23 protein-coding genes and 1 riboswitch are annotated in these 26,962 nt (G+C 40.6%); of the genes, 20 read left to right on the plus strand and 3 right to left on the minus strand.

All coding sequences use genetic code 11. The features are described 5' to 3' along the window. Window positions 1–41 precede the first annotated feature (41 nt). A complete protein-coding gene (locus BK584_RS16435) occupies window positions 42–1,337 on the plus strand; it encodes a nucleotide sugar dehydrogenase (RefSeq protein WP_078393566.1) in 1,296 nt (431 codons plus the stop codon). Continuing rightward, window positions 1,334–2,458: a DegT/DnrJ/EryC1/StrS family aminotransferase gene (locus BK584_RS16440; RefSeq protein ID WP_078393567.1), complete on the plus strand. Its 1,125-nt coding sequence runs from the start codon at window positions 1,334–1,336 to the stop codon at window positions 2,456–2,458. Before BK584_RS16435 ends, BK584_RS16440 begins: the two co-directional genes overlap by 4 nt. Here the strand turns inward: BK584_RS16440 and BK584_RS16445 are convergent. After that, window positions 2,455–3,702 (minus strand): glycosyltransferase family 2 protein, encoded by a 1,248-nt coding sequence (locus BK584_RS16445; protein ID WP_078393568.1) that lies wholly within the window; start codon window positions 3,700–3,702, stop codon window positions 2,455–2,457. The genes BK584_RS16440 and BK584_RS16445 overlap by 4 nt on opposite strands. A gap of 169 nt (window positions 3,703–3,871) precedes the next feature. Here BK584_RS16445 and BK584_RS16450 point away from each other — a divergent pair, with 169 nt between their 5' ends. Together BK584_RS16450 and BK584_RS16455 are read left to right on the plus strand one after the other, a co-directional pair. Beyond that, complete coding sequence (locus tag BK584_RS16450; RefSeq protein WP_078393569.1) at window positions 3,872–4,135, plus strand: DUF2642 domain-containing protein; 264 nt, start codon at window positions 3,872–3,874, stop codon at window positions 4,133–4,135. 30 nt (window positions 4,136–4,165) lie between these two features. After that, window positions 4,166–4,375 (plus strand): hypothetical protein, encoded by a 210-nt coding sequence (locus tag BK584_RS16455; protein WP_078393570.1) that lies wholly within the window; start codon window positions 4,166–4,168, stop codon window positions 4,373–4,375. Between the two features lie 241 nt (window positions 4,376–4,616). Here the strand turns inward: BK584_RS16455 and BK584_RS16460 are convergent, their stop codons facing one another. After that, window positions 4,617–5,567: a Gfo/Idh/MocA family protein gene (locus tag BK584_RS16460; protein WP_078393571.1), complete on the minus strand. Its 951-nt coding sequence runs from the start codon at window positions 5,565–5,567 to the stop codon at window positions 4,617–4,619. 755 nt (window positions 5,568–6,322) lie between these two features. On the opposite strand from BK584_RS16460, the gene BK584_RS16465 reads away from it, so the two are divergent. From BK584_RS16465 to BK584_RS16520, 12 genes are all read left to right on the plus strand, one after another. Then, a complete protein-coding gene (locus tag BK584_RS16465; protein WP_078393572.1) occupies window positions 6,323–7,012 on the plus strand; it encodes a hypothetical protein in 690 nt (229 codons plus the stop codon). A gap of 5 nt (window positions 7,013–7,017) precedes the next feature. Beyond that, window positions 7,018–7,251 carry a hypothetical protein gene (locus BK584_RS16470; RefSeq protein ID WP_078393573.1) on the plus strand — a complete coding sequence of 78 codons (234 nt, stop codon included), beginning with the start codon at window positions 7,018–7,020 and terminating at the stop codon, window positions 7,249–7,251. A gap of 100 nt (window positions 7,252–7,351) precedes the next feature. Then, window positions 7,352–8,050 (plus strand): MerR family transcriptional regulator, encoded by a 699-nt coding sequence (locus tag BK584_RS16475; protein ID WP_078393574.1) that lies wholly within the window; start codon window positions 7,352–7,354, stop codon window positions 8,048–8,050. Then, entirely contained in the window at window positions 8,050–8,952 is a 903-nt protein-coding gene (locus BK584_RS16480; protein WP_078393575.1) for an alpha/beta fold hydrolase, read from the plus strand. Before BK584_RS16475 ends, BK584_RS16480 begins: the two co-directional genes overlap by 1 nt. 55 nt (window positions 8,953–9,007) lie before the next feature. Then, window positions 9,008–9,799: an SDR family oxidoreductase gene (locus BK584_RS16485; protein WP_078393576.1), complete on the plus strand. Its 792-nt coding sequence runs from the start codon at window positions 9,008–9,010 to the stop codon at window positions 9,797–9,799. A 71-nt stretch (window positions 9,800–9,870) separates the two neighbouring features. Further along, window positions 9,871–10,482 carry an NAD(P)H:quinone oxidoreductase type IV gene (wrbA, locus tag BK584_RS16490; protein WP_078393577.1) on the plus strand — a complete coding sequence of 204 codons (612 nt, stop codon included), beginning with the start codon at window positions 9,871–9,873 and terminating at the stop codon, window positions 10,480–10,482. A 192-nt stretch (window positions 10,483–10,674) separates the two neighbouring features. Then, window positions 10,675–11,637, plus strand: a complete 963-nt coding sequence (locus BK584_RS16495; RefSeq protein ID WP_078393578.1) for an AraC family transcriptional regulator — start codon at window positions 10,675–10,677, stop codon at window positions 11,635–11,637. 128 nt (window positions 11,638–11,765) lie between these two features. Further along, entirely contained in the window at window positions 11,766–13,196 is a 1,431-nt protein-coding gene (gene rhaB / locus BK584_RS16500) for a rhamnulokinase (protein WP_078393579.1), read from the plus strand. Next, window positions 13,180–14,451, plus strand: a complete 1,272-nt coding sequence (rhaA, locus tag BK584_RS16505; protein ID WP_078393580.1) for an L-rhamnose isomerase — start codon at window positions 13,180–13,182, stop codon at window positions 14,449–14,451. The genes rhaB and rhaA overlap by 17 nt, the downstream gene beginning before the upstream one ends. An 11-nt stretch (window positions 14,452–14,462) precedes the next feature. Further along, window positions 14,463–16,547 (plus strand): bifunctional aldolase/short-chain dehydrogenase, encoded by a 2,085-nt coding sequence (locus BK584_RS16510; RefSeq protein ID WP_281255761.1) that lies wholly within the window; start codon window positions 14,463–14,465, stop codon window positions 16,545–16,547. Window positions 16,548–16,628: 81 nt separating this feature from the next. Beyond that, entirely contained in the window at window positions 16,629–16,943 is a 315-nt protein-coding gene (gene rhaM, locus BK584_RS16515; RefSeq protein WP_078393583.1) for an L-rhamnose mutarotase, read from the plus strand. Window positions 16,944–16,957: 14 nt separating this feature from the next. After that, on the plus strand, window positions 16,958–18,235 hold the full coding sequence (locus BK584_RS16520; protein ID WP_078393585.1) for an MFS transporter: 1,278 nt from the start codon (window positions 16,958–16,960) through the stop codon (window positions 18,233–18,235). Window positions 18,236–18,325: 90 nt separating this feature from the next. Here BK584_RS16520 and BK584_RS16525 read toward each other — a convergent pair whose 3' ends face one another. Beyond that, a complete protein-coding gene (locus BK584_RS16525; protein WP_078393586.1) occupies window positions 18,326–19,651 on the minus strand; it encodes an APC family permease in 1,326 nt (441 codons plus the stop codon). Between the two features lie 238 nt (window positions 19,652–19,889). After that, window positions 19,890–19,990, plus strand: a riboswitch (guanidine-I (ykkC/yxkD leader). A 41-nt stretch (window positions 19,991–20,031) separates the two neighbouring features. Between BK584_RS16525 and BK584_RS16530 the strand changes: the two genes are divergently transcribed. The 4 genes from BK584_RS16530 to BK584_RS16545 are packed head-to-tail and all read left to right on the plus strand — an operon-like array spanning window position 20,032 to window position 26,804. After that, complete coding sequence (locus BK584_RS16530) at window positions 20,032–20,766, plus strand: urea amidolyase associated protein UAAP1 (RefSeq protein WP_078393588.1); 735 nt, start codon at window positions 20,032–20,034, stop codon at window positions 20,764–20,766. A 13-nt stretch (window positions 20,767–20,779) separates the two neighbouring features. Continuing rightward, window positions 20,780–21,430 (plus strand): urea amidolyase associated protein UAAP2, encoded by a 651-nt coding sequence (locus tag BK584_RS16535; protein WP_078393589.1) that lies wholly within the window; start codon window positions 20,780–20,782, stop codon window positions 21,428–21,430. Between the two features lie 23 nt (window positions 21,431–21,453). Continuing rightward, window positions 21,454–25,065, plus strand: a complete 3,612-nt coding sequence (gene uca / locus BK584_RS16540; protein ID WP_078393590.1) for an urea carboxylase — start codon at window positions 21,454–21,456, stop codon at window positions 25,063–25,065. Continuing rightward, window positions 25,065–26,804, plus strand: coding sequence for an allophanate hydrolase (locus BK584_RS16545; RefSeq protein ID WP_078393591.1), 1,740 nt, complete (start codon window positions 25,065–25,067; stop codon window positions 26,802–26,804). The genes uca and BK584_RS16545 overlap by 1 nt, the downstream gene beginning before the upstream one ends. Window positions 26,805–26,962: the final 158 nt, after the last annotated feature.

Consider the following 26,962-nt stretch of genomic DNA (forward strand, 5'->3'; position numbering starts at 1 on the left):
GTAGGTAATGAAGATGGAATCAATGGAGAAGAGGAGACGCTATGAAAAAAGGACAAAAAAGGCAAACGGTTGTAGTTGTTGGTCTAGGAAAGATTGGGCTTACAATGGCGGCCATTTATGCGAGCAATGGTTTTCATGTTATTGGTACGGATGTGAATCCGGCTGTTATCGAGTCTGTAAATTCAGGGAAGTCACACGTCAAAAATGAACCAGGGCTTGATGAATTGGTTGAAAAAGGTCACCAAACACAACAGTTGAGCGCTACCCTTGATACAAAAGTGGCTGTTTCGAAAGCGGACATTGTTGTTGTAGTTGTACCGGTCCTTGTCTATGAAGATAATGATGTGGATTACACGTATATGGATGCCGCAGTTGATCAAATCGCAGCAGGTTTAACAAAAAACACAACGGTTATTTTTGAAACGACATTACCTACCGGTGATACAAGAGATCGGTTTGGCGCGAAATTAGAAGCCGTCTCGGGTTTAATCGCAGGAACGGATTTTTTCTTAGCATATAGCCCGGAACGAGTTTACTCAAACAAGATTTTAAGCGACTTAAAAAAGTATCCTAAAATTGTAGGGGGAATTAATCAATCAAGCTTGGAGCGTGCTTCGGCGTTTTATAAGCAATCGATTCAAGCGGACATCATCGAAGTGGAATCTACTGAAACAGCGGAGTTTGCTAAAGTCGCAGAGTGTGTATACCGCGATGTAAACATCGCTTTAGCGAATGAATTAGCCGTTTATGCTTCTGAGAAAAAGGTCAATATTCTTGAAGTTATTCAAGCAAGCAATACGCAACCCTATTCGCATATTCACTCACCAGGAATTGGTGTTGGTGGGCACTGTATCCCCATTTACCCTTACTTTTTTATGAAACGGGGCTTGCCCGAGGGCCTCGCCCACTTAGCACGGAAAGTAAATGATGGTATGTCGATCTATTCGATAAAAGAAATTGATGACTATATGGACGGGCTCAAAGACAAGCGAGTGCTTATTCTTGGCTTATCGTATCGTGAAAATGTGAAGGAAGAGACAAAGTCAACGACTTGGTTATTAGTTGACCAATTGAAACAAAAACAAGCAAAGGTGTTTGTGCATGACCCAATGTTCACGAATATAGAGATCAAAAATCGAAGTCTTACCCCATTCATTTTCACAGAAGACGAAACGAAGAAGATTGATGTTATTATTGTGCAAGCTTTCCATGATGAATACAAGAATTTAGAGTTCAGTTCGTTTTCTAACTGCAAGCTGTTGTTTGATGGCAGGAATGCGCTTGAGCAGCATGAAATAAAAAAACATGGTATTGCATACAAAGGGTTAGGCTTATGAGTGAAGAAAAACGGAAACCAATCCCCATGGTAGATTTGAAAAAAGAATTCTCTTTGCTTAAGCCGCTACTCCTTACTGAAATAATCGATGTACTTGAAAGTGGTCATTATATTCTGGGAGAAAAAGGGCAGCAGTTTGAAGAGCGATTGGCAGATTATGTGGATGCGGATTTTGCAAGCGGAGTTGCAAATGGAACTGATGCTCTTGTTATTGCTTTAAAAGCACTGGGCATTGGTCCAGGCGATGAAGTAATTACAACACCATTTACTTTCTTTGCCACTGGTGAAGTGATCGCCCAAGTGGGAGCTACCCCTGTGTTTGCAGATATTGAAAGAGAGACTTATAATCTTGATCCCAAGCAAGTAGCGAAAAAGGTAACGGACAAAACCAAGGCAATTATAGTCGTTCATCTTTTTGGTCAAGCAGCGAATATGGATGCCATACAAAAAATAGCTAAAAAGCATAATCTTTTTGTCATAGAAGATGCATGCCAAGCGATTGGCACTGAGTATAAAGGGAACCGTGTAGGTGCGCTGGGGGACGTTGGTTGTTATTCGTTTTTTCCATCCAAAAGTCTTGGTGCATTTGGAGATGCGGGAATGATAGTAACAAATCAGGAATCATTATACAACAAAGTAAATGAACTACGTAACCACGGGAGCATAAGCAAATACATGCATACTTCCATTGGTCAAAACAGTCGTCTTGATGAAATTCAAGCGGCCGTTTTGTTAATTAAACTGAAGTTTCTTGATCTGTTTCTTCACAAACGGAAGGAAATTGCCAAGCGATATTCAGAAGGCTTGATAGATTCTATAAAAAAACCGGTTGTTTCGAATTTAAGAACGCATACGTTTCATCAATATTGTATTGAGCTTAATAATCGGGATCAACTATCAACTTATTTAACTGAAAAAGGAATTGCTTCTGCTGTTTATTATCCTGTACCTCTTCATTTGCAGAAGGTATTTGAGGGACTAGGTTATAAAAAGGGAGATTTCCCAGCGGCGGAACATGCAGCGAACCGTATTTTAGCTTTGCCTATTTCACCGGAGCTTTCAATCGATGCGCAAAATACCATTATTGATCATGTAAATAAGTTTGTAGCGCAACAGGATTAGGAATCAAGCTGGTCAAGAAAACCATTCCATTTGGATTGGTTTTTTTGCGTGATACTCGTATCGTGATCACGTACATTGTAAATCGTAAAGTCTTCATAATGTATTGGTCCTCTTTCAAGGAGAAGGTTAATGATTGAAACGTCTTCATACAACCGGCCTTCTTCATAGGAGATAATTGGAAATCCTCCTAATTCCTTAAGAGTAGTAGTGCGATAGATACGTGGGCCGAGGGGAAAGCGGTACGTGTGTAATTCATTTTTTGTATGGACGTGTCTTCCTTTAGCGATACCTTTATAAACTATTTGATGCCGACTCTGTTCTTTCCAACGACGAAAGTTTCCGTATAAAAGCGATGACTTATAAGGCCAACTCTTTAATTTTTTTGCTAAAACGGTAAATGCATCGGGATCAAACCAATCGTCTGCATCAAGTTCAATGACGTATTCACTTTTAATAAAAGGGATTAGATGGTTAAGTGCTCGAGCCTTGCCTTCATTTTGTTTGTTAAAGAAGGTACGAACGTTTTTTGTATTCCATTTGCTTAAATAGGCAGCAGACCCATCGGTAGAGCCATCATCAACTACAAAGATTTGTTCAGGAATGAAAGAACCGACAAGGCAGGAAGCAATGGCATTGTCCACATACGAGCTTTGATTGTAGTTTGCGATAAGCACCGTGATTGAGAGGGTTTTCGCTTGATCGATATTTAATTTGTATTTATCGATCCATTCTTGTTTCGCTTTTAGACTTGTTTGTTTGGAGGAGGTTGCTAGACTTGCCCACTCTTCCTTCGCTGTACAGTAAATTTTTGAGTCAAATGGGATAAAGTGAAACCAGAATGAGAGCAATGCTTCTGTAAATGGGAGAAGCTTTTGATCTGGAAAAGGATAAATTACACTCAATGCCTGTTTTACTAGTAAAGCGTGGTGATTCCCAGTTACGCCTGGATTACTCGTTATAGCTGAAGTGATATTTACTTTTGTGGACAAGGACGCACCAGGACCAAGTAGAAGCACATAAGGAGCAGTAATTTGAGGCAGCAAGTGATTCAACGTCTCTCCGATGTCATTCCCCTGAATTGGATAAGAAACGCAATGTGAAGCAAGCTTTGGCAAATGGTATCCGGGTGGATGGATAATCCAAATCACCTGAACCTCGTCCTTTATACGTTCTATAGATGCAAGGGTAAGGAAGAGGGGGTGATGGCGGTGGTTCATAATAATTATCGCTTCAATTTCCTCCATAAATAAATGCCTCCTTTAAATGGCTTCTATTAAAGTATGTTTTAAGTTGTTATTCAAGAAGGTTGCATTAAGCGAGACACTGATGGAATTCATAAAAAGTTAGGTCAATCTAACAAGCAATCTGTCATTACGAGCATTTACTAAAAGAGAAGCTAAAAGGAGGGGTAAAATGTTCATCAAACGTTTTTGGTATGCAATTAAATCGTTTTTTCTATTTTTAAGCTTCCCGATAAGTTGGAAATTACCAATAACAAAACGGGAATTACTAAGCAGCTTAATTGGAAAACAAATCGAAGTGTCAACGCCGTTTGGTTTTTTATCAGGCACATTACTAGCAAGCAAAAAAGATTATATCGTGCTCATTGATGAAACCGATGCGCAAGTGCTTGTACGAATTAGAAAAATTGAGACAGTTCGAGCGTTCTGCGAATAGATAAAAATGGAGAGAAAGGAGGATGCTATCTTGTTTAAAAGTCTTTTTTACCAAGAGCTTTCCGGCAGACTTGCAGCACGAGTGGAGGTAGCTACGGATACGAATTTGATCGAGGGTTTAATTGTCCGCGTTACGCCAGAATTGCTCGTAATTGAAGTAACCGATGGCTATGAATCAGGTGCAAACCAATATGTATTTATAGATGCAATAAACTATGTGAGGTTCCCGCAACCAAATTAATAAAAAGGTAGAGAGAATGAGTACTTCTTTAGCTTGTCGACCGTCTTGTGAAAATTAGAGGGTCGACAAGCTTTTTACTTCAAAGTGAATAAATAATATCCGTCCTGCTCCTACTTAACTGATTTTTTTACCCATTTACATACCTTTGTCGTTAATTTAAGTCCCGTAATCGAGATACGGTAGATTAGTATAATAAGAAAATACTCAAAGCGCATAAGTATGCAACCTTGAGTACTGATTTTTACTTATTCTCATTTTTAGCTGTTTGAATCGATTTACTAATGTTACTTGCCAGTGCTAATGCCTGAATCCCATCTTCGGCAGTGACCAAGGGAGGTTTCTTTTCTTTTACGCATAATAAAAATGCTTGTAATTCCAGTGCTAATGGTTGGTGAAAACTTGGTGCCTGAATGATTTCGGTGGTTGATCTGGCATATGTTCCAACTTGCTCTGAATTGCGTGTAATGGCAAGCTCATTCGTTAATAAGTTGGCCACAATATAAGAGTTTTTGGTTAATAGATGAATCGAACGGACATTTTTGTTTGATTGGTAACTAGCTGTAAGTTGAATGGCGACACCTGCTGCTGTTTTCGCAATGGCTACGGCATGAATAGGCAAATCTTTTGAAAGGTGGCCAACTGTGTAGATGTCTTGAAATCTGTCATTTGCAAGGAGTGCATGTAAGATATATAGATCATGAAGCATTAAATCTTGTACGACATCGACACCTTCAAGTCGCGCGCTAAAAGAAGACATTCGATGTGTTTCAATTGCAATGATATCTTCATTTTTAACGGTTTGTTGTAACGCTTTTACTAATGGATTAAACAATTCAATGTGTCCTACTTGAATGTACACATTTTCCTTTAAAGCTCGTTGTTTTAGTTTCTCTGCTTGGGCAACGGTTGAGGCAATTGGTTTCTCCATTAAAATATGGACGTTATGCTCTATGCAGGCAAGGCCGACTTCATAGTGATAAGTTGTTGGTACTGTAATACTGACTGCATCTACTTCTTGGAGTAGTGCATAAAGAGTTGGAAAAGATTTTACATGATACTTTTCTGCTATTTCGTTGCTGCGAACTTGATTGACATCGTATAAGCCAATGAATTGGCATTCTCTTGTTAGAGATAGATAAGTGCGAACATGGTTTTCACCCATTTTACCGGCACCAATAACTCCGACTTTCATGTAACTCCCCTCACTTTGCTGAACTGCTAGTTTGCAAGCGGTTTTTTACACCATTTTTTTAATATAAATAATCGCTATACAAGGTAGTTTATGCAGGAGTTTACAAGTTGAATGGACATACATAACGCCAAATATAAAATGAAGCAAACGACATGATTCTAAAAAAGAATACTTTTTCAATAAAACATTTAAAAATGAGACGTTTTGTTTATTTAATACCAAATGAGTTGTTTTTTCTTATTAAACTGAATGAGAATATGCAAAATTTTTAAAGGGAGGAAATTAGTAAGGGGATATAAGGACTGGTGATTTGAAGATTTTGGATTGAGATAGCTGGCGTTTAAAATGAGTGTCTAGTCTGTGTGAGCCGTGTCGAATAAAGACGATTTATAAGATGTAGATATCATATAATGATTTGAGTCTTACGGGAATATATTCTATTAATATAGTTCTATTAGATTGATTTAAACGAAAATGGAGTAGTTGAAAGGGATGTGGAAACATGAGTCTTTAGCCTATAGCGCAATAGGAGAAAAGATCACTAGATTTTATTTTAATAAGCGATCGTATGTATTTTGTTGGAAAATAATACGATAACTAGCATTAGAAATACTGGTTTTCGCGAGATGGACTTTAAGACTATGGTCTCTGGACTATTGAAACGATTTTCAATGCGCGCTATGCTTTTTGAGGTGCTTACCCGAAAAAAGTTAAATCGAAACGTAAAGTAACAAGTTTTTTTAAGGAGTGCCAGTATGACTTCATTATCACGAGTAAAAAAAATATGTCTTTCTAAACGTTTAAAACGCATTAAGCTCAAACGATCAGGAATTGCATCAACTTTGGAGTTAGGTTTAGCCAGTTGTGTTCAAAGTTCCGCTACTCCTACATTTGAAACGCAAGAACAAAACAAAGGGTTGTTAACGTCAGTGAACTTATCGAAAAAGTTACTGGTACAAGGAGAAGCCAATCAGAAGAAAATGAATCCTCATTATTTATATTCCTATTACGAAAATGATGATTTAAACAAAGAAGTAAACGTATTTGGATTTAAAAATACGTTAGATAAAGATGTCAGCAACGTTGATGCAAATTGCGGAAGTGGGATTGAATATAATGAATACATAGATAATTATACTTCTCATGAGGGAGAGAAACAGGACCAGAGAACGCTGGGAAGTGAAAGTAATCAAGACACCCTCGTAAACGAAACGAAGGAGCCACATGTTGAAAATGACCTCATTCATTCTGAAAACACGCAAGATCAAGAAGCGACGCAAACAAATGAACGAGAGAACAATGATGCTGATCAGGAAGAGTCGAAGCGAACAATTGAACGGAATAACCACGGGAAGGTCCTAGCCGTAGTACAAAATCGTTTTTCCATTGAAACGGAAGATGGACCAAAGTGGTTTGTTGGAGAATCAGAAGAGACAACCAGATAGAGTTTATGGATGCCGATTTCTTACACTATGCAGGGGAATCCAATTCTGCAATTGTCGTGTATATTCCTCCTCAAGAAGTGATTTTTGACTTAAGCAATACGTTGCAAAGTCATGATCTCTCAGCCGAGTACACGAAGGGACAAGCTATTACAATTGGAACTGTCACACAAATAGATGGAACAATTATTATTGAATCGATTACACCATCAGTAAAAGAAGACCAATTAGCTAATCTATAAGATGAAACCTGTGCAGGAAGCATAGGTTTTTTATTTTTTTCTTGTAATTGACGTTACGTCAGCTTTTATAATGGAGGAAGAAAGTTAAGGGGGGAGTTTTATGATTACGGTTGGGGAATTAGCCGAGAGATCATCCGTCACAACAAGGACATTAAGATACTACGATTCGATTGGCTTATTAAAGCCAAGAGCAATAACAAGGGGAAAACATCGACTCTATTACGAAGAAGATTTGTTGATGCTTGCGCAAATTCAACTATTAAAACGAATGGGATTTTCTTTAAAACGGATATCGGGAATGATGCATGACGACAAAATGAATACAGTCACACAATTAGAAAATCAATTATCTATTTTAGAAAAGGAAGAAGAAAAGATTTGCAAGATGAGGGAAACGATACGTGGTATCGTTCATGCATTTTCGTTAGATGGCAGAATCGATTGGTCTATGGTTGTATCGTTAATTAAGCAAGCCGAAAACAAAGGAACAGAACATGAGCGATTGCTCCTTTTCTTTCCTAAATTATGCGAGGATTCAGAAGAAACAAAACGAATAATTGTATTGGTGAATGACACTAGGAATGCATTAGCGAGTGGACCAGATTCTGAAATGGGGGTGCGCATTTCAGAACGTTTATTTGATTTAATGTCTGAGTTATGTCAGGGAGATAAACAATTGATTGAAGAGCTTTGGGATATTGTGTGTTCACATAAACTATCGGAAGCACTTGGGTGTTTTCCTATCCCTCGTGAAATTATTGAGTTTTGGGAAGCTGCAAAAAAGGAGATCGATTCGTAATGCAATGGCGAAGAAAAAAAGAGTGTATGTATAGCGCATCAGGCTACACAATGCTTGTAGATGGAATCAACATGCATTACTTGTGTGCTGGCAAAGGACAAGTAGTTGTTTTTTTGCATGGAGGACTTCTATGTGCGGATGACTTTAAAGTGTGTGTTGAACTCGTCGCGCGACGTGGTTACACAGCTATTGCGTTTGATCGACCAGGCTACGGTTTTAGCGAGAGTGGATCCAAAGAATGGACACCTGAAAGCCAGGTCATGCTCATAAATGAGGCATTAAAACAGATGAATATAAAAAAAGCTATTCTCGTTGCTCATTCATGGAGTGGTATGATGGCTCTTTCCTATGCACTTCAGTATCCAGCAGCAACTGATGGGATTGTATTAGTTGCTGCGGCAATGTATAAAGAGGGTTATCCTGCTGAAAATGGCGATTGGCTCTCGAAAATCGTGACAACTCCTGGAATTGGCCAGCTTCTTATGCAAACCTTCTATCGGACGCCGATTGGCCATTATTTAGCGAAAAACATGGTCAAAGCAACCTTTGCGCCTGAAAAAGCACCACCTGGATATGTAAAGAAAACATGGGCTTTAGGGTTTAGACCATCCCATTTTCTAGCGAATCGAAAAGACGTTTTGGCTTTTCCGAGTTCCGCAAAAAAATGGAGTCGCTCTTACCAACATATTCGCATGCCAGTCCAAATCCTAATAGGTGAGAACGATCCATTTAAAGTCAATGATCAAGCCTACCGTTTAAAGGAGGTTATTCCTCATGCCGAAGTTCATCAGCTCCCTTATGCTGGTCACATGATTCCGCAACTTCATCCAATGGAAGTACTAACGGCGATTGAGCGGCTTTCTTTTAAGGGAGAAAGTCATAACTCAAAGCGAAACGATTGAGAGATTTAGATAAACAGTATAGGATAAAAGTAATTAAATTGGAGGCGTTTTCACTATGGATTTAAAGTTGACAGGTAAATCGGTTATTGTCATGGCGGCAAGCAAGGGACTTGGTAAAGCTACGGCGGAACTATTTGCGCATGAAGGAGCAAAGGTGGTCATTGCCAGCCGTGATGAGAGAGAATTAAGTAGGGCTGTGGAAGAAATAAAGAAATCAACAAATAATCATGCGGTTGAATACCATGTTTGTGACGTAACGAACAAAGAAGAGATTAAAGCAGTTGTTGCATTTGCCAAGGAAAAGCATGGGACTGTAGATGTACTCGTTAATAATTCAGGCGGACCACCGGCGGGTACATTCAATCAGTTTGATGATGAAGATTGGCAAAAAGCGTATGAGTTAAACCTATTGAGCTATATTCGTGCGATCCGGGAAGTATTGCCTCATATGCGTGAACAAGGTGGCGGTCATATTGTTAATTTTGCATCTTCTTCCATTAAACAATCATTGGATAATCTATTATTATCAAATACATTTAGAGCTGGAGTCGTGGGGCTTGCCAAAAGTTTGGCCCAAGAACTTTCACAAGATAACATTTTGATTAATACACTAGGTCCAGGAAGGATTGCAACTGGGCGTGTGGAAAGCCTTGACCGTACCAAAGCGGAGAGGAACGGAGTAACCTATGAAGAGATAAAAGAGGCAGAGGAATATGCCATTCCAATGCGTAGATATGGACACCCAGCAGAGTTTGCGAGGCAAGCGGTCTTCCTTTGTTCAGGGGCAAATACATATGTTACGGGGCAAGCGCTGCTTGTTGATGGTGGGTTAGTAAAAGCTTTATAAAGAGAGTCTGTTATCTTTTGTTCATAGCGGGTATAGATCTATAACTGATGAACAGAGGAGAGATGTGTATTATGGCAAATGTAAAAGTAGCCATTGTTTATTATAGCTCAACTGGTACAAACTACCAGCTTGCCCAATGGGCAAAGGAAGCTGCAGAAGCAGACGGGGCAGAGGTAAAACTATTAAAGTTCCCAGAACTCGCTCCTGATGCTGCTATTGATTCAAATCCAGCATGGAGAAAGCATATAGAAGCAACAAAACATGTACCTGAAGTGACGGCTGATGATATGCTTTGGGCGGATTCATATATCTTTAGTGTACCTTCGCGTTTTGGCGTTTTACCCGCGCAAGCAAAACAGTTTTTTGATACACTTGGTGGCCTTTGGGGCGAAGGCAAGCTTGCGAATAAAGTTGTGAGCGCAATGTCATCTGCTGCGAATTCACATGGTGGGCAGGAACAAACCGTTCTCTCTGTGTATACAACGATGTATCATTGGGGAGCAATTGTCGCCTCTCCAGCCTACACAAATGCTGTTGCTTTTTCTTCAGGTGGTAATCCGTACGGGACAAGTGTTACGGTTGATCAAAATGGAAAAATGGTAGAAGATGTTGAAAAAGCGGTTAAACACCAAGCCGCTCGAACAACTGCAGTTGCGAAAGCAATTGTGGAAGGATTAAAGTAAGTTAACTAAAACCGTTGGCCTGCTAGGCTAACGGTTTTTTTCAGATCTTGTAAGTATGCCTATTAAATAAAAATGGTTAAACGTAATTACTTTTGATTAATGAATAGGACCTAAGATAAAATGAAAGCGATTAAACTCTGTGCTGCTACGTAAAGGTACAGAGAAAACAAGTAGATGAAAGTGGGGACATGCATGTCATTGCTTGAAAAAATGTTGATGCTTACTGAGGAAGAGAAGGAAACACTTCAATATCGGCAAGTAATGCAAGCTCGCTATACATCAAAACAAAGTTTTATCATAGAAGCAAACAAATTTCTTGCACCTGGTTCAGAAATCATGATCCGCAAACATACACGGTTCATCGATTTTCCAAAACATCGGCATGATTATATTGAACTGAATTATGTTTACAATGGAAGTTTAAAGCAAACGATTGGTGATCGAGATATTCACTTAAAAAAAGGTGAGTTGGTTGTATTAAATCAACATATTGAGCATCAAATTGACGCTTGTAACACAGAAGATATTGTTATTAATTTTATTATTCAACCATCTTTCTTTAATTATATATTCTCTTTCCTAAATGTCGAAGGACCATTTTATTCGTTCCTTGTTGATAGTGTTCATGGTGGGAGTGGGTTTGGTCAGTTTCTCTACTTTAGATGTGCTGAAGAAGAATCAATCCAAACACTTCTTCAGCAAATTCTGGAGGAAATTATGAACCCAGATGTTTTTTCTCAAGCAACTATTAAACTTTATGTAGGAATGTTAATTATTGAATTAACAAAGAAAGCGAATACATTAGAAGGTGGGCATGAAGTTAGTTTACAAAACCAATGGATGAGGGAAGTGTTATTTTATATCCATGAAGAATATAAACAGGCAACACTTTATGAGCTATCCGAGCGATTAAATCAACCTCATTATTTACTTAGTAAACTGATAAAAAAGCGAACTGGAAAAACATTTAAATCGATTTTACAAGAGAAAAGGCTTGATATAGCAAGGGAAATGCTTGTTCAGTCAGATTTACCTGTTTCTGTCATAGCAGAGGAAATCGGTTATGATAACTTTAGTTATTTCTACCAGATTTTCAAGAGAAAATTTAATCAGACTCCACTTGCTTATCGAAAAGCACAGAACTCCCAGAAATAAAATGGGGATCTGTGTTTTTTTGATTGTGCAAATTAAGACAGTTTTTAGTTGAATAGCGCCATAGCTGCTTTAAATGTAAACGCTTAATATAAAGACGCAATCTTCTTTAGAAAGTGAGGTGGAATGAGATGAATGGATATCGGTTAGCTGTAGATATAGGCGCATCAAGTGGAAGGGTCATGGCTGGTAGAACAGATGGGGATGAACTCGATTTAATAGAAGTACATCGGTTTCGGAACAGTGCAACGCTAAAAGCCGGTCATTACTGTTGGGACGTTGATTATCTCTTTAACGAGATAAAATATGGCATTAAAACAAGTTGTGAAATGGGTTTTAAACCAGTCAGCATTGGAATCAATACGTGGGCTGTTGATTTTGTCTTGTTGGATGAACAAGATAATCGATTGACTGAAGCGGTGTCTTATAGAGATGCGCGAACCGATGGAATCATGGAAGAAGTAATAAACACGTATGGAAAAGCAGCTCTCTACGAACGGACAGGAATTGCTTTTCAGCCTTTTAATACATTGTATCAATTACTCGCATTAAAGAAGTTGCATCCCAAAACACTTGCTAAAGCAAAGTCGTTTCTTATGGTTCCGGATTATTTGCACTTTTTACTAACTGGGATTAAAACAAATGAATATACAAATGCAACAACGACACAATTGGTGAATGCTTTTTCGAAACGATGGGATGAAGATCTTATTGCTGGAATGGGTTTGCCGGTGAAGTTGTTTCATGACTTAAAACTTCCAGGAACGAACATAGGACCGATAAAAGCAGAGTTACAAAGAGAATTAGGAGTTAAGCTTGATGTTATCATTCCTGCTACACATGACACGGCCTCGGCAATTGTTGCAGTACCAGAATGGCAAACATCGTTGTATATTAGTTCCGGTACATGGTCGTTAATTGGAATTGAGAATCCTTTCCCTATTTGTATTACGAAGGCAATGGATGATAATTTCACAAATGAAGGCGGTATCAATTATCGTTTTCGCTTTTTGAAAAATATCATGGGGCTGTGGATGATACAGGAAGTTCAGCGTCTTCTTCCTGAAAAATGGACGTATGCCGATTTGGCAGTAGCAAGTAAAAAAACAAATGATATTAGTACTGTTGATGTGGATCAACGGAGATTTTTAAAACCAGATCATATGATTGAGGAAATTCAAGCTGCTTGTCGTGAAACAGGGCAGGAAGTTCCTACGACAGCTGGCGAGTTAGCAAAATGCATTTATGTCAGCTTAGTTGCAAGTTATGAAAAAGCAATTAAGCAAATTGAGCAAACGGTTGAACGTAGATATGAAAAAATTCATATTATTGGCGGTGGGTCTCAAAATGGGCAATTAAACCAAATGCTAGCAAATCGTACGAATAAGACTGTCATTGCAGGACCAAGTGAAGCAACTGCTATCGGGAATTTCCTTATGCAATGCATCTCATGTGGTGAAATCCCTTCTCTTGAAGCTGGGAGAGCACTAGTCAAAAATTCATTTAAAGTAATGGAATATAAACCGCAGAGGAGCGATCACGCGTATGCAAACAAGATATGAAAGTGCAAAAGAGCAGTATGAGCGTTTAGGTGTTGATGTAGAAGCAGCATTCAAAAAAATTAGTGAAGTTCCAATCTCCGTCCATTGTTGGCAAGGGGATGATTTACGAGGAACGGAAACGATTCAAAATGAATTGTCAGGTGGTATCGACGTAACAGGGAATCACCCAGGACGAGCACGTAATGGGGATGAGATCCGTGCTGACCTTGAAAAAGCGTTAAGCCTGATTCCAGGTCAGCATCGCGTTAATTTACATGCAATGTATGCAGAAACAGACGGTGTTGTAGTTGAGCGCGATGAGATTAAGCCAATGCATTTCGAAAAATGGGTTTCGTGGGCAAAGAAAGTAGGAGTCGGACTTGATTTTAACCCAACTATTTTTGGGCATCCAAAAGCAGATGATGGGTTAACGCTTGCTCATCCAGATGAAGACGTTCGTACTTTCTGGATTAACCATTGCAAAGCGAGTAGGGAGGTTGCTGCTTATTTTGCGAAAGAACTGGGCACCCCTTCACTAGTAAACATTTGGGTACCAGATGGATATAAGGACACACCAAGTGACCGCTTAACACCAAGGCGTCGATTAAAAGAATCGCTTGATGCCATTTATGAAGTTGATTATGATCAATCGCTTGTTATAGATGCGGTAGAAAGTAAGTTGTTTGGAATCGGGTCAGAAGCATTTGTTGTAGGCTCACATGAGTTTTATATAAATTATGCGAACCAAAGTGGAAAACTGTGCTTGCTTGATACGGGGCATTTTCATCCGACAGAAATGGTCTCAAATAAATTATCTGCTATGTTGCTATTTAATGATCAGTTGGCATTACATGTTTCACGCCCTGTTCGCTGGGACAGTGATCACGTTGTTACATTTGATGATGAGTTACGGGAAATTGCAATTGAACTTGTACGTAATAATGCGCTAGATCGTGTCAATATTGGGCTGGATTTCTTTGATGCGAGTATTAATCGTGTTGCAGCATGGGCAATTGGCACACGGAATATGACAAAAGCATTATTAAACGCTGCTTTAATGCCCCACGCTCATATGAGGCAATTGCAAGAAGAGGGCGATTTCACCTCTCGCTTAGCCTTACAAGAGCAGTTAAAAATGTACCCTTTTGGTGATATGTGGGATGAATATTGCAAACGGCAAGGGGTCTTAGTAGAAAATGAATGGTTAGATGATGTAAAGGCATATGAGCAAAATGTACAGCTTAAACGTAAAGGCACAAAAACCATTCAGCAATAGCCAATAGGAAGGTGAGAAATAAAATGGTCAAACATTTATGGAATGAAGAAGAAGCAAAAAAAGTGGATTCGGGTCTTGGCGAGCTCGTATATCGGTCTAATTTGATTGGTAGCGACCGCGCTGTTTGTAACTGGGGTGGCGGGAATACGTCTATGAAAACAATAGAAGTTGATTTTCGGGGCGAAGAAGTTAAAGTGATGTGGGTGAAAGGTAGTGGCTCCGACTTGGCAACAATGGGGGCTACGAATTTCACTGCTTTACGTCTTGATGATGTGTTGCCGCTTTTAAACAAAGAAGAAATGAGCGATGAAGATATGGTTTCCTATTTAAGCCATTGCATGATTAATCACTCACATCCACGTGCATCGATTGAAACCCTTTTGCATGCATTTCTTCCATTTAAGCACGTTGATCATACCCATCCAGATGCAATTATTAGCCTTTGTTGTGCAGATAATGGTCGTGAATTGGCGGAACAATTATTTGGTGATCGTTTTGTCTGGGTACCTTACATTCGCCCTGGCTTTACGCTCTCAAAAATGATTGCAGAAGGTGTTGCGGCTAATCCAAAAGCAGAATTAGTACTTATGGAGAAGCATGGGCTTGTTGTTTGGGGAGAGACAGCAAAAGAAAGTTATGACCGGACCATTTCAGTCATTAACGAGGCTGAGCAATTTATTGCAAAGAAACGTGATGACACGCACGTCTTCGGAGGAGAGAAGTATAAAGCTCTTTCAAAGCAGACACGTGAATCATTGCTGGCAGAAATCATGCCGGTTATTCGTGGAGCTGTATCTTATGAAGGAAAGCAAATGATTCTAACTTATGATGATGCAGTTGCCACTCTTGAATTCGTAAATAGTCAGAAAGGAAATACCCTCTCTCAAGTTGGCGCAGCTTGCCCAGATCATCTTGTTCATACGAAAAGAGTACCTTTATTTATTGAGTGGAAGCCAGCAGAAAATGACTTAGAAGGTCTTGTGGAAGCCATTAGAAAGAGTGTATCTGAATATCAAAAAGAATACATTGCATATTTTGAGCGCAACCATAAAGACGGAGATGAGATGTTTGAACCGTCGCCACGAGTATTACTAATACCAGGTATTGGGATGATTAACACTGGAAAATCACTTACGAATGCAAAAGTAAGTGGAGCGTTATATACTCGTGCAATTTCAGTAATGCGAGGCACAACTGCATTAGGCTCATTTGTTTCATTAAATGAGTCAGAGTCTTATGAAATCGAATATTGGCCACTGGAATTATATAAATTATCACTTGCACCTAAGGAAGCCGAATTCTCCCGTAAAGTTGCATTTGTCACAGGGGGGGCTGGTGGAATTGGCAGTGAAACATGTCGTCAGTTTGCGAGTCTCGGTGCTCATGTTGTTCTAGCTGATTTAAATCTTGAAGGAGCAGAGAAAGTAGCAGCTGAAATAAATAAGACATTTGGTTCAGGTCGGGCATTAGCTCTAAAAATGGATGTAACGAGTGAAGAAGCGATTAAACATGCTTTTGCAGAAGCTGCGCGCACTTTTGGTGGAGTAGACGTGATCGTTAACAATGCAGGGTTAGCTACATCTAGCGCTTTTGATGAGACAACTTTAAAAGAATGGCAGCTAAATATGGATGTGCTTGGTACAGGTTATTTCCTAGTTGCTAGAGAAGCATTTTCACAAATGAAGGCACAAGGTTGTGGTGGAAGTATGGTCTTTATTGGGTCCAAAAACTCCGTTTATGCAGGGAAAAACGTTTCTGCTTATAGTGCGGTTAAAGCAATGGAAGCTCACCTTGCTCGGTGCATCGCTGCTGAAGGCGGCGAGTATGGCATTCGAGTTAATACGGTATTGCCAGATGCTGTTTTACAAGGGTCAGCGATTTGGGATTCGGCTTGGCGTGAAGAGCGAGCTGCTGCATATGGTATTAAGCCGGAAGAACTTGATGATCATTATAAAAAAAGGACAACTTTGGGCGTTCATATTTTTCCTTCAGATATTGCAGAAGCGATTCTTTTCTTTGCTTCATCAAAAGCTGAAAAAACAACGGGATGTATGTTAACCGTTGATGGTGGTGTACCAGCCGCGTTTACACGATAGAGAGTGTTCCCTCTGCTTAAAAGCAGAGGGAGATTGTTATCACGTTTAGTAACCGCTTACTTTTTAGAGGGGGGAATTAAGTTGATACGTAAGGCTAGTGTTATGAGAGTTTATAAGGACCAATGTAAGGAGTACAAGAAACGCCACGATCAATTATGGCCAGAAATGGAAGAGATGTTAAAGATGCATGGCGTAAGTGAGTACTCCATTTTTTTACTGGAGGAAACGGGTCAGTTGTTTGCATACTTGCGTGTTGAAGATGAGGAAGTATATGCGCGCGTTTCCAGCACTGAAATTTGTCGGAAATGGTGGGCGTATATGGAACCGCTAATGGAAACGAATGAAGATAAAAGCCCTGTATCAATTGATTTGAAAGAAGTGTTTTATTTAGCTTAATGGAGGGCAAATAAATGGCAACTAAAAACAAAGGCATGAAGGCGACAATAACAGTCGCTATGTCTAATTATCTAGAAGCAGGTGCAATTGTTGCTGGCGCTGGTGGTTTAACATTATGGGTTGAATATCTACAGCTTACTGATATATGGGTTGGCTTGCTTGGGGCTTTAAGTGCCAATGGTTTTGGCGCTGCAATTGGTGCTTTGTTAGGTGGATACTTTGTTGACAGGTATGGAAGGAAATTTATTTATAAATATGATTTATTGCTTTATATGGCAGGGATGCTCTTCATTATATTTGCGTTTAACTTTCCAATGCTACTTGTTGGATATATCGTTGTCGGAATTGCTGTAGGTGCGCTTATTCCAGCTGCGTGGACCTATATTGCAGAGGAAGCACCACCAAAAGAACGAGCCGCAAGAGTCGGTTGGAGTCAGTTTGCTTGGTCCATCGGTCCTGCAATTACTTTATTTTTATCAGTTGCATTAGCACCACTTGGCTTGCTTGGTAGTCGTCTCATTTTTGCCCAGCTGTTTATTGTTGCCATTATTACGTGGGTACTACAGCAACAAATTAATGAATCTACAATTTGGGAAGAAGAGCAACGAAAGGAAAAAGCAATTCGTGCGGCCGGAAAACATGTACAAAAAGGTTCAATGAAAGACTTATTTACTGTGAAAGCAAACTTGAAAGCGCTTGTTTTTTTGATTGGGATCTATCTCTTTTGGAATCTCGTGGCAGGAACAATGGGTTATTTCATGCCATACATTTATGAGACGGTTGGTGGTTTAACCGCAGCGCAAGCAAACCTTCTTCAAGGAGTTCTGTGGACATTTACCGTCATATCAACATATGTTGTCTTTATTAAACTTGGTGATAATGTAAATCGTAAGCTTTTGTTTGGTATTGGGAGCATTATGGGAATTGTTGCATGGGTGATCTTAACCTTTGGTGGAATGGGCATCGTTGAACTAATCTTGTTTGTCACCCTTTGGGGTATTGCGGCTGGGTTTGGAGCGCAAGCTTTTTATGCCTTGTTTGCAAGCGAATTATTTCACACAAAATATCGTGCACAAGCACAAGGGTTTATGTTCTTTGCTGTACGTATTGGCGTTGGTTTAATTTCATTAGTAGTACCAGCTATGATTTCTGGCATCGGATTTCAAGCAGCCGGAATTATCATGATTGTTTTCCTCGTTATTAGTTTGGTTATTGGTGTGACAATGGCGCCTGAAACACGTGGACGTTCACTCGAGTCCATTCAAGATGAGCGGTATGTAAAAAGTGCATAGTGTTATCTGTAACCACTTCTCGTTTTGGGAAGTGGTTTTTTGATTGACTGGAATAATGTTGGCACTTTGTTCTAATTTTTGGAATAGGTATTAAGTGGATGACGGTTTCCAAGCGGCAAGTGGTTGTTGAAAGACATTTGTTAAATAAAGTAAGTATACAAACCCAAATGCGATCCAAGTTAACCCGACTTTAAGAGTAGTTACATCAAGCATTGACACGAGAGCAAACATGATTGTTGCTCCAAATGTAGGAGCGATATATGTTAAAAAAAGCGTACGTTTGACCCTGTTTTTCCAAGATAGAATAATGACACAGAGGTTAACAAATAAGAAAGACGTTAAAGCACCAAAGTTCACAAATCGAACCGCTGATTCTACTGTCAATAATAGGGAAAGTAGGGATACACAACTTGCAAGTAAGATATTGAAGGTCGGTGTTTTATAGGTTGGATCGATGAAAGCAAACATACGCTTCGGCAATAAGCCATCACGACCCATAACAAACATAAGGCGTGAGACAGCAGTAATAGAGGCAAGACCCTGAGTGAAAATGGCCATGGCCAGAACAATAATGAAGGTCAGTTGCAATATCCCTCCACCCACCGAGAACATTAATTCAAGTGCAGCAGCATCTGCTTGGACAAATGAAAGGAGAGGGAAAGAGCTTTGTATGACAAAAGAAGAAGTGAGATGAAATGTTCCCACTATAATAAGAATGAGATAAATGGCACGTGGGATTGTTTTGGTTGGGTTTTTGGTTTCTTCTGATAAGGTCGTAATTGTATCAAAGCCAAGAAAGGAAAAGACAACAATAGATGCGCCAAGCATGAGTACGTGAAATGGATTATCTAGCTGTAAAAGCGGTGTCGCAAAGGTAGTTGCTAACGAGAGGTTTCCCCCTAGAAAAAGCTTATAAAGCAAAAAGCCAGCAAATCCCCCGATAAAAAGTAGCTGAATCACAACAAATAGGGCACTTAGATTGGCTGATGCACCAATCCCTTTAATGGCAATAGCAGCTAGTAATATGATCAAGGCAATAATCCACACAAAAGACGGGATTGTGGGAAATTGTGCAGACAAAAATACACCAAACGTTATACAAGCGATTATCGGCGCAAATAAGTAATTGAGTAGCACAATCCAACCAACAATAAAGCCTGCGTTTGGATGTATTGCTACTTTAGCAAAGGTGTATGCAGAACCAGATACAGGGATTTTTTTTGCTAAATAGGCGTAGCTCATTCCGGTGAACATGATGGCAATGAAAGCAAGTGTGTATGTAATCAAAAGCTGGCCATTTGTACTTTTGTAGGAAACTCCAAATGTGGAAAAATAAATCATAGGTGTGTTCCATGCTAATCCAAGTGCAGAGACTTGCCAGATAGAGAGTGTGCGTTTTAATGATTTAGTAGACATTTAAAATCCTCCAATTTATTATTTTAAAATCATTTATCTTGTTTCATCTCGTTACGGATTTATGGTAAAGGGCAGAATGAAAATTGCAATCTCTTTGTAATAAAGACTGACAAAGAATTTAGATGAAATTCAAAATAGACTGAAAAAATACGTTAGATTACCTGACGAAAAGGTAGAAACACGAATGAAATCTATGTAATTCTAGGAGGAACAAAAAAATAAAGGTTCTTTTTAGAACAAAAAAGCTTTCTAGGGTTCCGTTGCGTGTAGCGTAAGGCTGGTCCGAGAGAAGGCGTGTGGCAACCGCCGCATACACGGAAGGATAAAAGCCTGGGAGACTCTGTCTCCCAGGCTTTATTTAATAGGAGGAGGCGTTATAAGTGAAGTGGCGACATACATTACAAGCTGGCGGAAAGTGGTCAGGAACGATTCGAAAAGGGAGCTTGATAAAACTAACAACAAATGGCTCAGGAGGTAATCTCGCTTTTATGCTGTTTCACGCAACACAAAAAGAAGAGCGCTATAGCATGCCTGACACGCTAAAGGCACAGAACACGTCCAAGCTCACAAAGGGAAACGTATTGATGAGCGATAATGGGCGAGTGATGGCAAGCATCGTGGAAGATACGGTAGGATGGCATGATCCTGTTAGCTCCTACATCACCCGTAAACAAACGGATAAAAAATATGGTGAAACAAGTTTTCAAGAGCATTCAAATGAATGGCACCGAAGCGGTGAAGAAAATTTTGCAATAGAACTAATCCGTCAAGGTCTTGAACTAAGAGATATGGGACCAGTTGTAAATGTATTTTCAAAGGTTGATTATCAAACGACTGGTGCGATGGCTTTTAGTACAAATCATAGCAAAGAGGGAGATTACATTGTTTTACGGACGGAAATGGACCTTCTATTACTATGTTCAAACACGCCACATCCGTTAAATCCAAGCAAGATATATCCGAGTAAATTCATTCACATTGAAGTGTCAGATGCACCACCTGTGGCAAAGAATGATCGTTGTGTAAATCATTGCGAGGAAAACAAGCGGGCCTTTGAAAATACATGGATGTTTGAATTGTTAACAGAGAAGAGTGAAAACCTCGTATTAAAATAAGGGAGGCATCTAAATGACAACAATGCAATTAACCAGAAGCGATCGTAATCCTCAAACAGCTTTTTACGATAAGACGTTACCGGCAGGAATTGGGTGGATGCATGATTTGAAGAAGGGACAGGCTTTTCGAATCGTTGATTTATCAGGAAATCAAGCAGCTGATACGCTTTTATATGATACAAAAAATCCGAATGATCACTATAGTGCAGCAAGAACGATAACGGAACAAAAAAACCTGTATTTAACAACTGGAAGTATGTTGATGGCAGAGTCAGGTAAACCACTTGTGAAACTGACTGCTGATACGGTTGGACGTCATGACACGCTTGGTGGTGCTTGTTCTTCCCAGAGCAATACGGTTCGTTACGCACATGAACGAGCAGCGATGCACAATTGCCGTGATACGTTTATGTTAGAACTTGCAAAAAGAGGTGAGGGATATGCAAAACGGGATTTAGCACCTAATATAAATTTCTTTATGAATGTTCCAGTTACTTCAGAAGGTGGGCTTTCATTTGCAGATGGTATTTCGAGTCCTGGGGCGTATGTGGAAATGGTGGCTGAAACCGATACAACAGTGCTTATTTCTAATTGTCCCCAATTAAATAACCCGTGTTCAGGTTTTAATCCTACACCAATTCGCTTGTTAATCTGGAATAAATAAAAAGAGAAGAGGAGTGGAGCGACTTGTTTAAAAAAATAGTAGTTGCCAATCGAGGAACAATCGCTGTTCGAATTATTCGAACATTAAAAGAGATGGGGATAACATCAGTCGCTATTTACACAAAAGCGGATGCGACAAGTCTTCATGTTCAACTAGCTGACGAGGCTATCTGCTTAGGAGAGGGACAAGTAAGTGAAAGTTATTTAAATCAAAGGGTTGTTCTTCAAACTGCTAAAGATACTGGAGCAGAAGCAATTCATCCAGGTTATGGCTTCTTAAGTGAAAACGCACTGTTCGCTCGTGCTTGTGCAGAGGCGGGTGTCGTCTTTATTGGACCAAAACCTGAACAGTTGGAACAGTTTGGTTTAAAACACGAGGCGAGGGCACTTGCATTAGCGGCAAATGTACCTTTGTTGCCTGGAACAGACTTGCTTTATACCGAAGAAGAATCTGTTCAAGCTGCTAAGGAAATTGGCTTTCCTGTTATGGTAAAGAGTACAGCAGGTGGAGGTGGCATAGGCATGCGTGTTTGCCACAATGAGGATGAATTGCTTACAGCTTACGCGGCGGTTGTTCATTTAGCGGAACAACATTTTGGAAACGCAGGTCTTTTTATTGAAAAGTATATTGCCCAAGCTCGTCATATAGAGGTTCAGTTGTTTGGTAGTCGCAGTGGTGATGTCGTTGCACTGGGAGAACGAGATTGCTCGATTCAACGTCGAAATCAAAAAGTGATTGAAGAAACACCAGCACCTAATCTGGAGGAAACGGTGCGTACGGATATGCATGAAAGTGCATTGCGTCTCGCAAATGCTACTGGCTATGTAAATGCAGGTACAGTTGAGTTTTTATACGACGAAGCAGCTAAACGATTTTATTTCCTTGAAGTAAATACACGCTTACAAGTTGAACATGGAGTAACAGAAGAAGTGTATGGCGTTGACATTGTGAAATGGATGGTTCAGGAGGCTGCCGGTGAGTGGGATGTTGCTTTAGCTCAATCGCTTCAACCACAGGGGCACAGTATTCAAGTGCGCGTTTATGCAGAGGATTGCCAGCTTGATTTCCGTCCGAGTGCTGGAAAGCTCGACCAGGTTATAGTAGCGCAGAGTGTACGAAACGAGACATGGGTAGAGGCAGGTACAATCGTATCAACGTTATATGATCCTTTACTGGCTAAAGTAATTGCTAAGGCAGAAACACGAGATCAAACAATCGTTAAACTGAGGTCAGCTTTAAATGAAACTCGCTTTTATGGGATTACATCTAATCTGATGTATGCCAGTGCGGTTTTAAACACACCTGAGTTTAAAAATGGGCATGTTTACACAAAATTGCTCAATGACTTTGTGACAGATGAAGCGGCTCTTGAAGTTTTAGAGGGGGGCATTCAAACAACGGTGCAAGATTACCCGGCTAGACTAGGTCATTGGGATGTCGGTATCCCGCCAAGTGGTCCAATGGATGCAGTTGCGTTCAGAATCGGTAACCGTTTACTTGGTAATGATGAGGGAGCTACCGGGCTTGAAATGACGCTATCAGGAGGTTCGTATCGTTTCCGGGGAGCGACTACATTTTGCTTGGCTGGAGCAGACATGGAAGCGGAGTTAGATGGTTGTCTTATAAACTTGTACGAGCCAATCACAGTAAAGGCTGGAAGCATACTGACTTTTGGAAAAGCGATAACAGGCATGCGTACGTATTTACTCGTTGTTGGAGGGTTTGATGTACCGAAACTTCTTGGTAGTGGTGCAACATTTACACTAGGTGGATTTGGTGGACATGGCGGGCGTGCTTTGCGGACGGGTGATGTGCTTCGTTTGAATGGAGGTGTTTTTGATAAAGGAACCTCTACACCTATTAATCAGATGAACGATCAAAAAACATGGACAATTGGGGTTGTCCCAGGTCCTCATAGTACAACCGATTATATTGATCCAGCCTATTTGAGACAGCTCGAAACTGCAGAGTACGACGTCCATTTTAATAGCTCGCGAACTGGCGTACGTTTAAGTGGCCCGGCCCCTATATGGGCTCGAGAAGATGGGGGAGATGCAGGTCTACACCCTTCAAACATCCATGATAATGCATATGCAATTGGTAGTTTGGATTTAACTGGTGATACGCCTATCTTGTTAGGTCCCGATGGTCCAAGCCTTGGTGGCTTTGTTTGTCCCGTGACAACGGCGACCGCGGAGTTATGGAAGATTGGGCAACTTCAGCCAGGAGATAAAGTGCATTTTCAACTTTTGACACTTGACCAAGCGAACGACATGCTTGTTAGACAAGAAGCTTACATTAAAGAAGGCGGGTATCTTCCAGAGCTCCCGAAACCAACTAAAAGATTAGAAGGCTCTTATCCTCTTTTATATGAAAGTGCCGCTGACGGCTCAAATGATATGGCAATAACGATTCGAGCGGCAGGGGATGCGTATATACTCGTAGAATACGGTGAGATGGAATTACATTTACCTTATCGCTTTCAAGCGCATCTCTTAATGGAAGCAATTGAGTTAGAAGATGATTTTCCAGTATATGAATTAACACCAGGGATTCGATCGCTGCAAATTCACCTAGATCCGTTGCGAATATCAGTGCAGGAAGCGTGTGAGAAAGTTGTTGCACTAAATAAAGCCATACCATCCCTTGAGACGGTTGAAGTACCTTCGCGTATTGTAAAGCTTCCTTTATCGTGGGCTGATCCGACTGCGCAGCTTGCGATGGAGCGCTATGAAAAGAACATTCGCCCCGATGCGCCTTGGTGTCCTGATAATATAGAATTTATTCGACGTATTAATGGGCTTGCGGGGGTGGATGAAGTTGCTCAAACCGTATTTGAAGCAAATTACATGGTTATGGGCCTTGGTGATGTTTATCTTGGTGCACCAGTAGCAACACCAACAGACCCACGCCATCGTCTGATCACTACAAAATACAATCCAGCTCGGACGTGGACACCAGAAAATGCTGTTGGAATTGGTGGAGCCTATATGTGTATATATGGTTTAGAAGGGCCAGGAGGTTATCAACTTGTGGGTCGTACGGTGCAAATCTGGAATCACTTAAAGCCGTCAAAAAGTTTTAAAGATGGCAAGCCATGGCTGCTGCGTTTCTTTGATCAAATACAGTACTATCCGGTGACTGAAGAGGAATTAAATAACATGCGACAAGAGATGGAGCGAGGCTCATTTGAAGTAGAGATGGAAGAAACAACATTTAAGCTAGGAGAATACCTTGCCTTTCTTGAAGAGATCCAAGAAGGGAGTAAGACTTTTAAACAGAAACAACAGGATGCTTTTGCAAAGGAGCGCGAGGATTGGCGGCAAAAAGGTCTCGCGGAATATGTATCTGAAGTTGTAACCGAGAGCAAGGAGATAGTTGATGAGCTACAAGAAGGTGTCGAGCCCGTTGCGAGCACTATGCCTGGGAGCGTGTGGAAGGTACTCGTTAAGCCTGGTCAATATGTAGAAGAAGGGGAAATTCTATTAATTGAGGAGAGCATGAAAATGGAGTTTCCACAATACGCCACGGTTTCTGGAACAATTAAAAACGTTTATGTGAAACCAGGAGATGAAGTACAAGTCGGTAGCCGTATTGTAGCGATTGCTAAGAAAAAAAGCGAGGTGTTGACCTAATGGAATGGCATACAATTAAACAGTTGCGTTCTGCATATCGACTCAAGCAGACAACACCAGAAGAAGTGATGGAGGAGTTGATTAAGTGTAGTGTTGAGGATGAAGATTACAACATATGGATTTCTCCTCCAGAAAAAAGGAAGCTTGCGCCTTTCTTAGATCATCTACGGACGCTTGATCCGCATGAAGCACCTTTATGGGGCATTCCATTTGCTGTAAAAGACAATATTGACGTTGCGGGCTTTGAAACAACAGCAGGCTGCGGAGAGTATGCATATGAACCGAAGCGATCTGCGACGGTCATTGACCGCCTTATCGCGGCAGGGGCAATCCCTGTTGGAAAAACGAACTTAGATCAGTTTGCAACGGGACTTGTTGGGACTCGGAGCCCTTATGGAGAAACCCATAATGGATTAAGGCCAGAATATATTAGCGGCGGTTCGAGCTCTGGTTCTGCAGTGGCCGTAGCGAGGAGACTAGTGCCATTTTCTTTAGGGACGGATACTGCGGGCTCTGGGAGAATTCCCGCGAGCTTGCACGGACTTGTGGGATTTAAATCGAGTTTGGGTGCGTGGTCAACAAAGGGTGTCGTTCCTGCTTGCGCAAGCATCGATTGTGTCACTGCATTTACTCATACAATTGAAGACGCTCGGCTTGTTGACGACGTTATTCGTGGATATGATGAGGAGGATCCGTTCTCACTAACAACTCCTCGACTGTCTTCAGCGAAGCCAGTTCGCTACCTAGTTCCGAAAAAAGACTCGCTTTGTTTTTACGGAGTCCATGCAAAAGCGTATGAACAAGCTTGGGATGAGTCAGTGCGTGTGCTGGAAGAGATGGGAACGCCCGTTGACTACATTGACACGTCGCTTTTATCGGAAGCGGCCAGTCTTCTTTATGATGGGCCATTAGTCGCTGAAAGGTGGGCAGCGGTTGGCGATTTTATCGCTTCTCACCCGAATGTGGCATTCCCTGTTACAGAAAAAGTCATTCGTTCTGCAAAAAATCCAGCCTACGACGCAACTGCCCTTTTTCAGGCGCAACACCGACTTAAGAAGATTAAGCGCCAGGTGTGGGAGTGGCTTGGTGAAGACGGTGTTTTAATGATGCCGACAAATGGTGGTACGTATACAAGAGACCAAGTGCGAGATAATCCAATTTTAACAAATAGTAATATGGGCTTGTACACAAACCATTGCAATTTGCTTGATTTATGTGCCATCGCAATGCCTGGTAAGACACAAGAAGACGAATTACCGTTTGGAGTCACTTTCTTTGCTACACATAAAAGTGAGCGCTTTATCGTCGGAGCGGCAGAGGCATTCGAACAAGCAAACGAACCTTCTGCTCTTTTAGCGGTTTGTGGCTTACATATGCGAGGTTTTCCACTCGAAGGACAGATGCGGACGCGACGTGCCGTTTTTAAAGAGAAAATAGCTACTGCTCCTATTTATAAATTGCTAAAGCTACCAGGTGAACCAGCGAAACCTGGTCTCGTGAAGCAAAATGAAGGTGGTCAGTTAATTGAGGTTGAACTTTGGGATATGCCATTATCTGAATATGGCTCTTTTCTAGGATTGATTAAAGCACCACTTGGCCTTGGCAAAGTAGTGCTTGCAGATGGTAGAGAAGTAAATGGCTTTATTTGTGAAGGGTCTGCGGTAGAAGGAGCGGAAGATATAACAGATTCAGGTGGTTGGCGAAATGCCTTACTGAAAGATGAAATTCAAAGGAAATAGATATCAAATTGGTACGGATAAAAGGTAAATTCCTTTATACAGGTTTTGATTTTCCATGAGCCTAAAAAAGTCTGCTTTAGAAGCATCTCTCTTAGTTATAGAGAGGTGCTTTTTTGTATGTCATAAAAATTTAAAGGATTTAACGAGGCGAGAAAGAA

The organism is Shouchella patagoniensis, from assembly GCF_002019705.1.
In the GTDB taxonomy this organism is placed as follows: domain Bacteria; phylum Bacillota; class Bacilli; order Bacillales; family Bacillaceae_D; genus Shouchella; species Shouchella patagoniensis.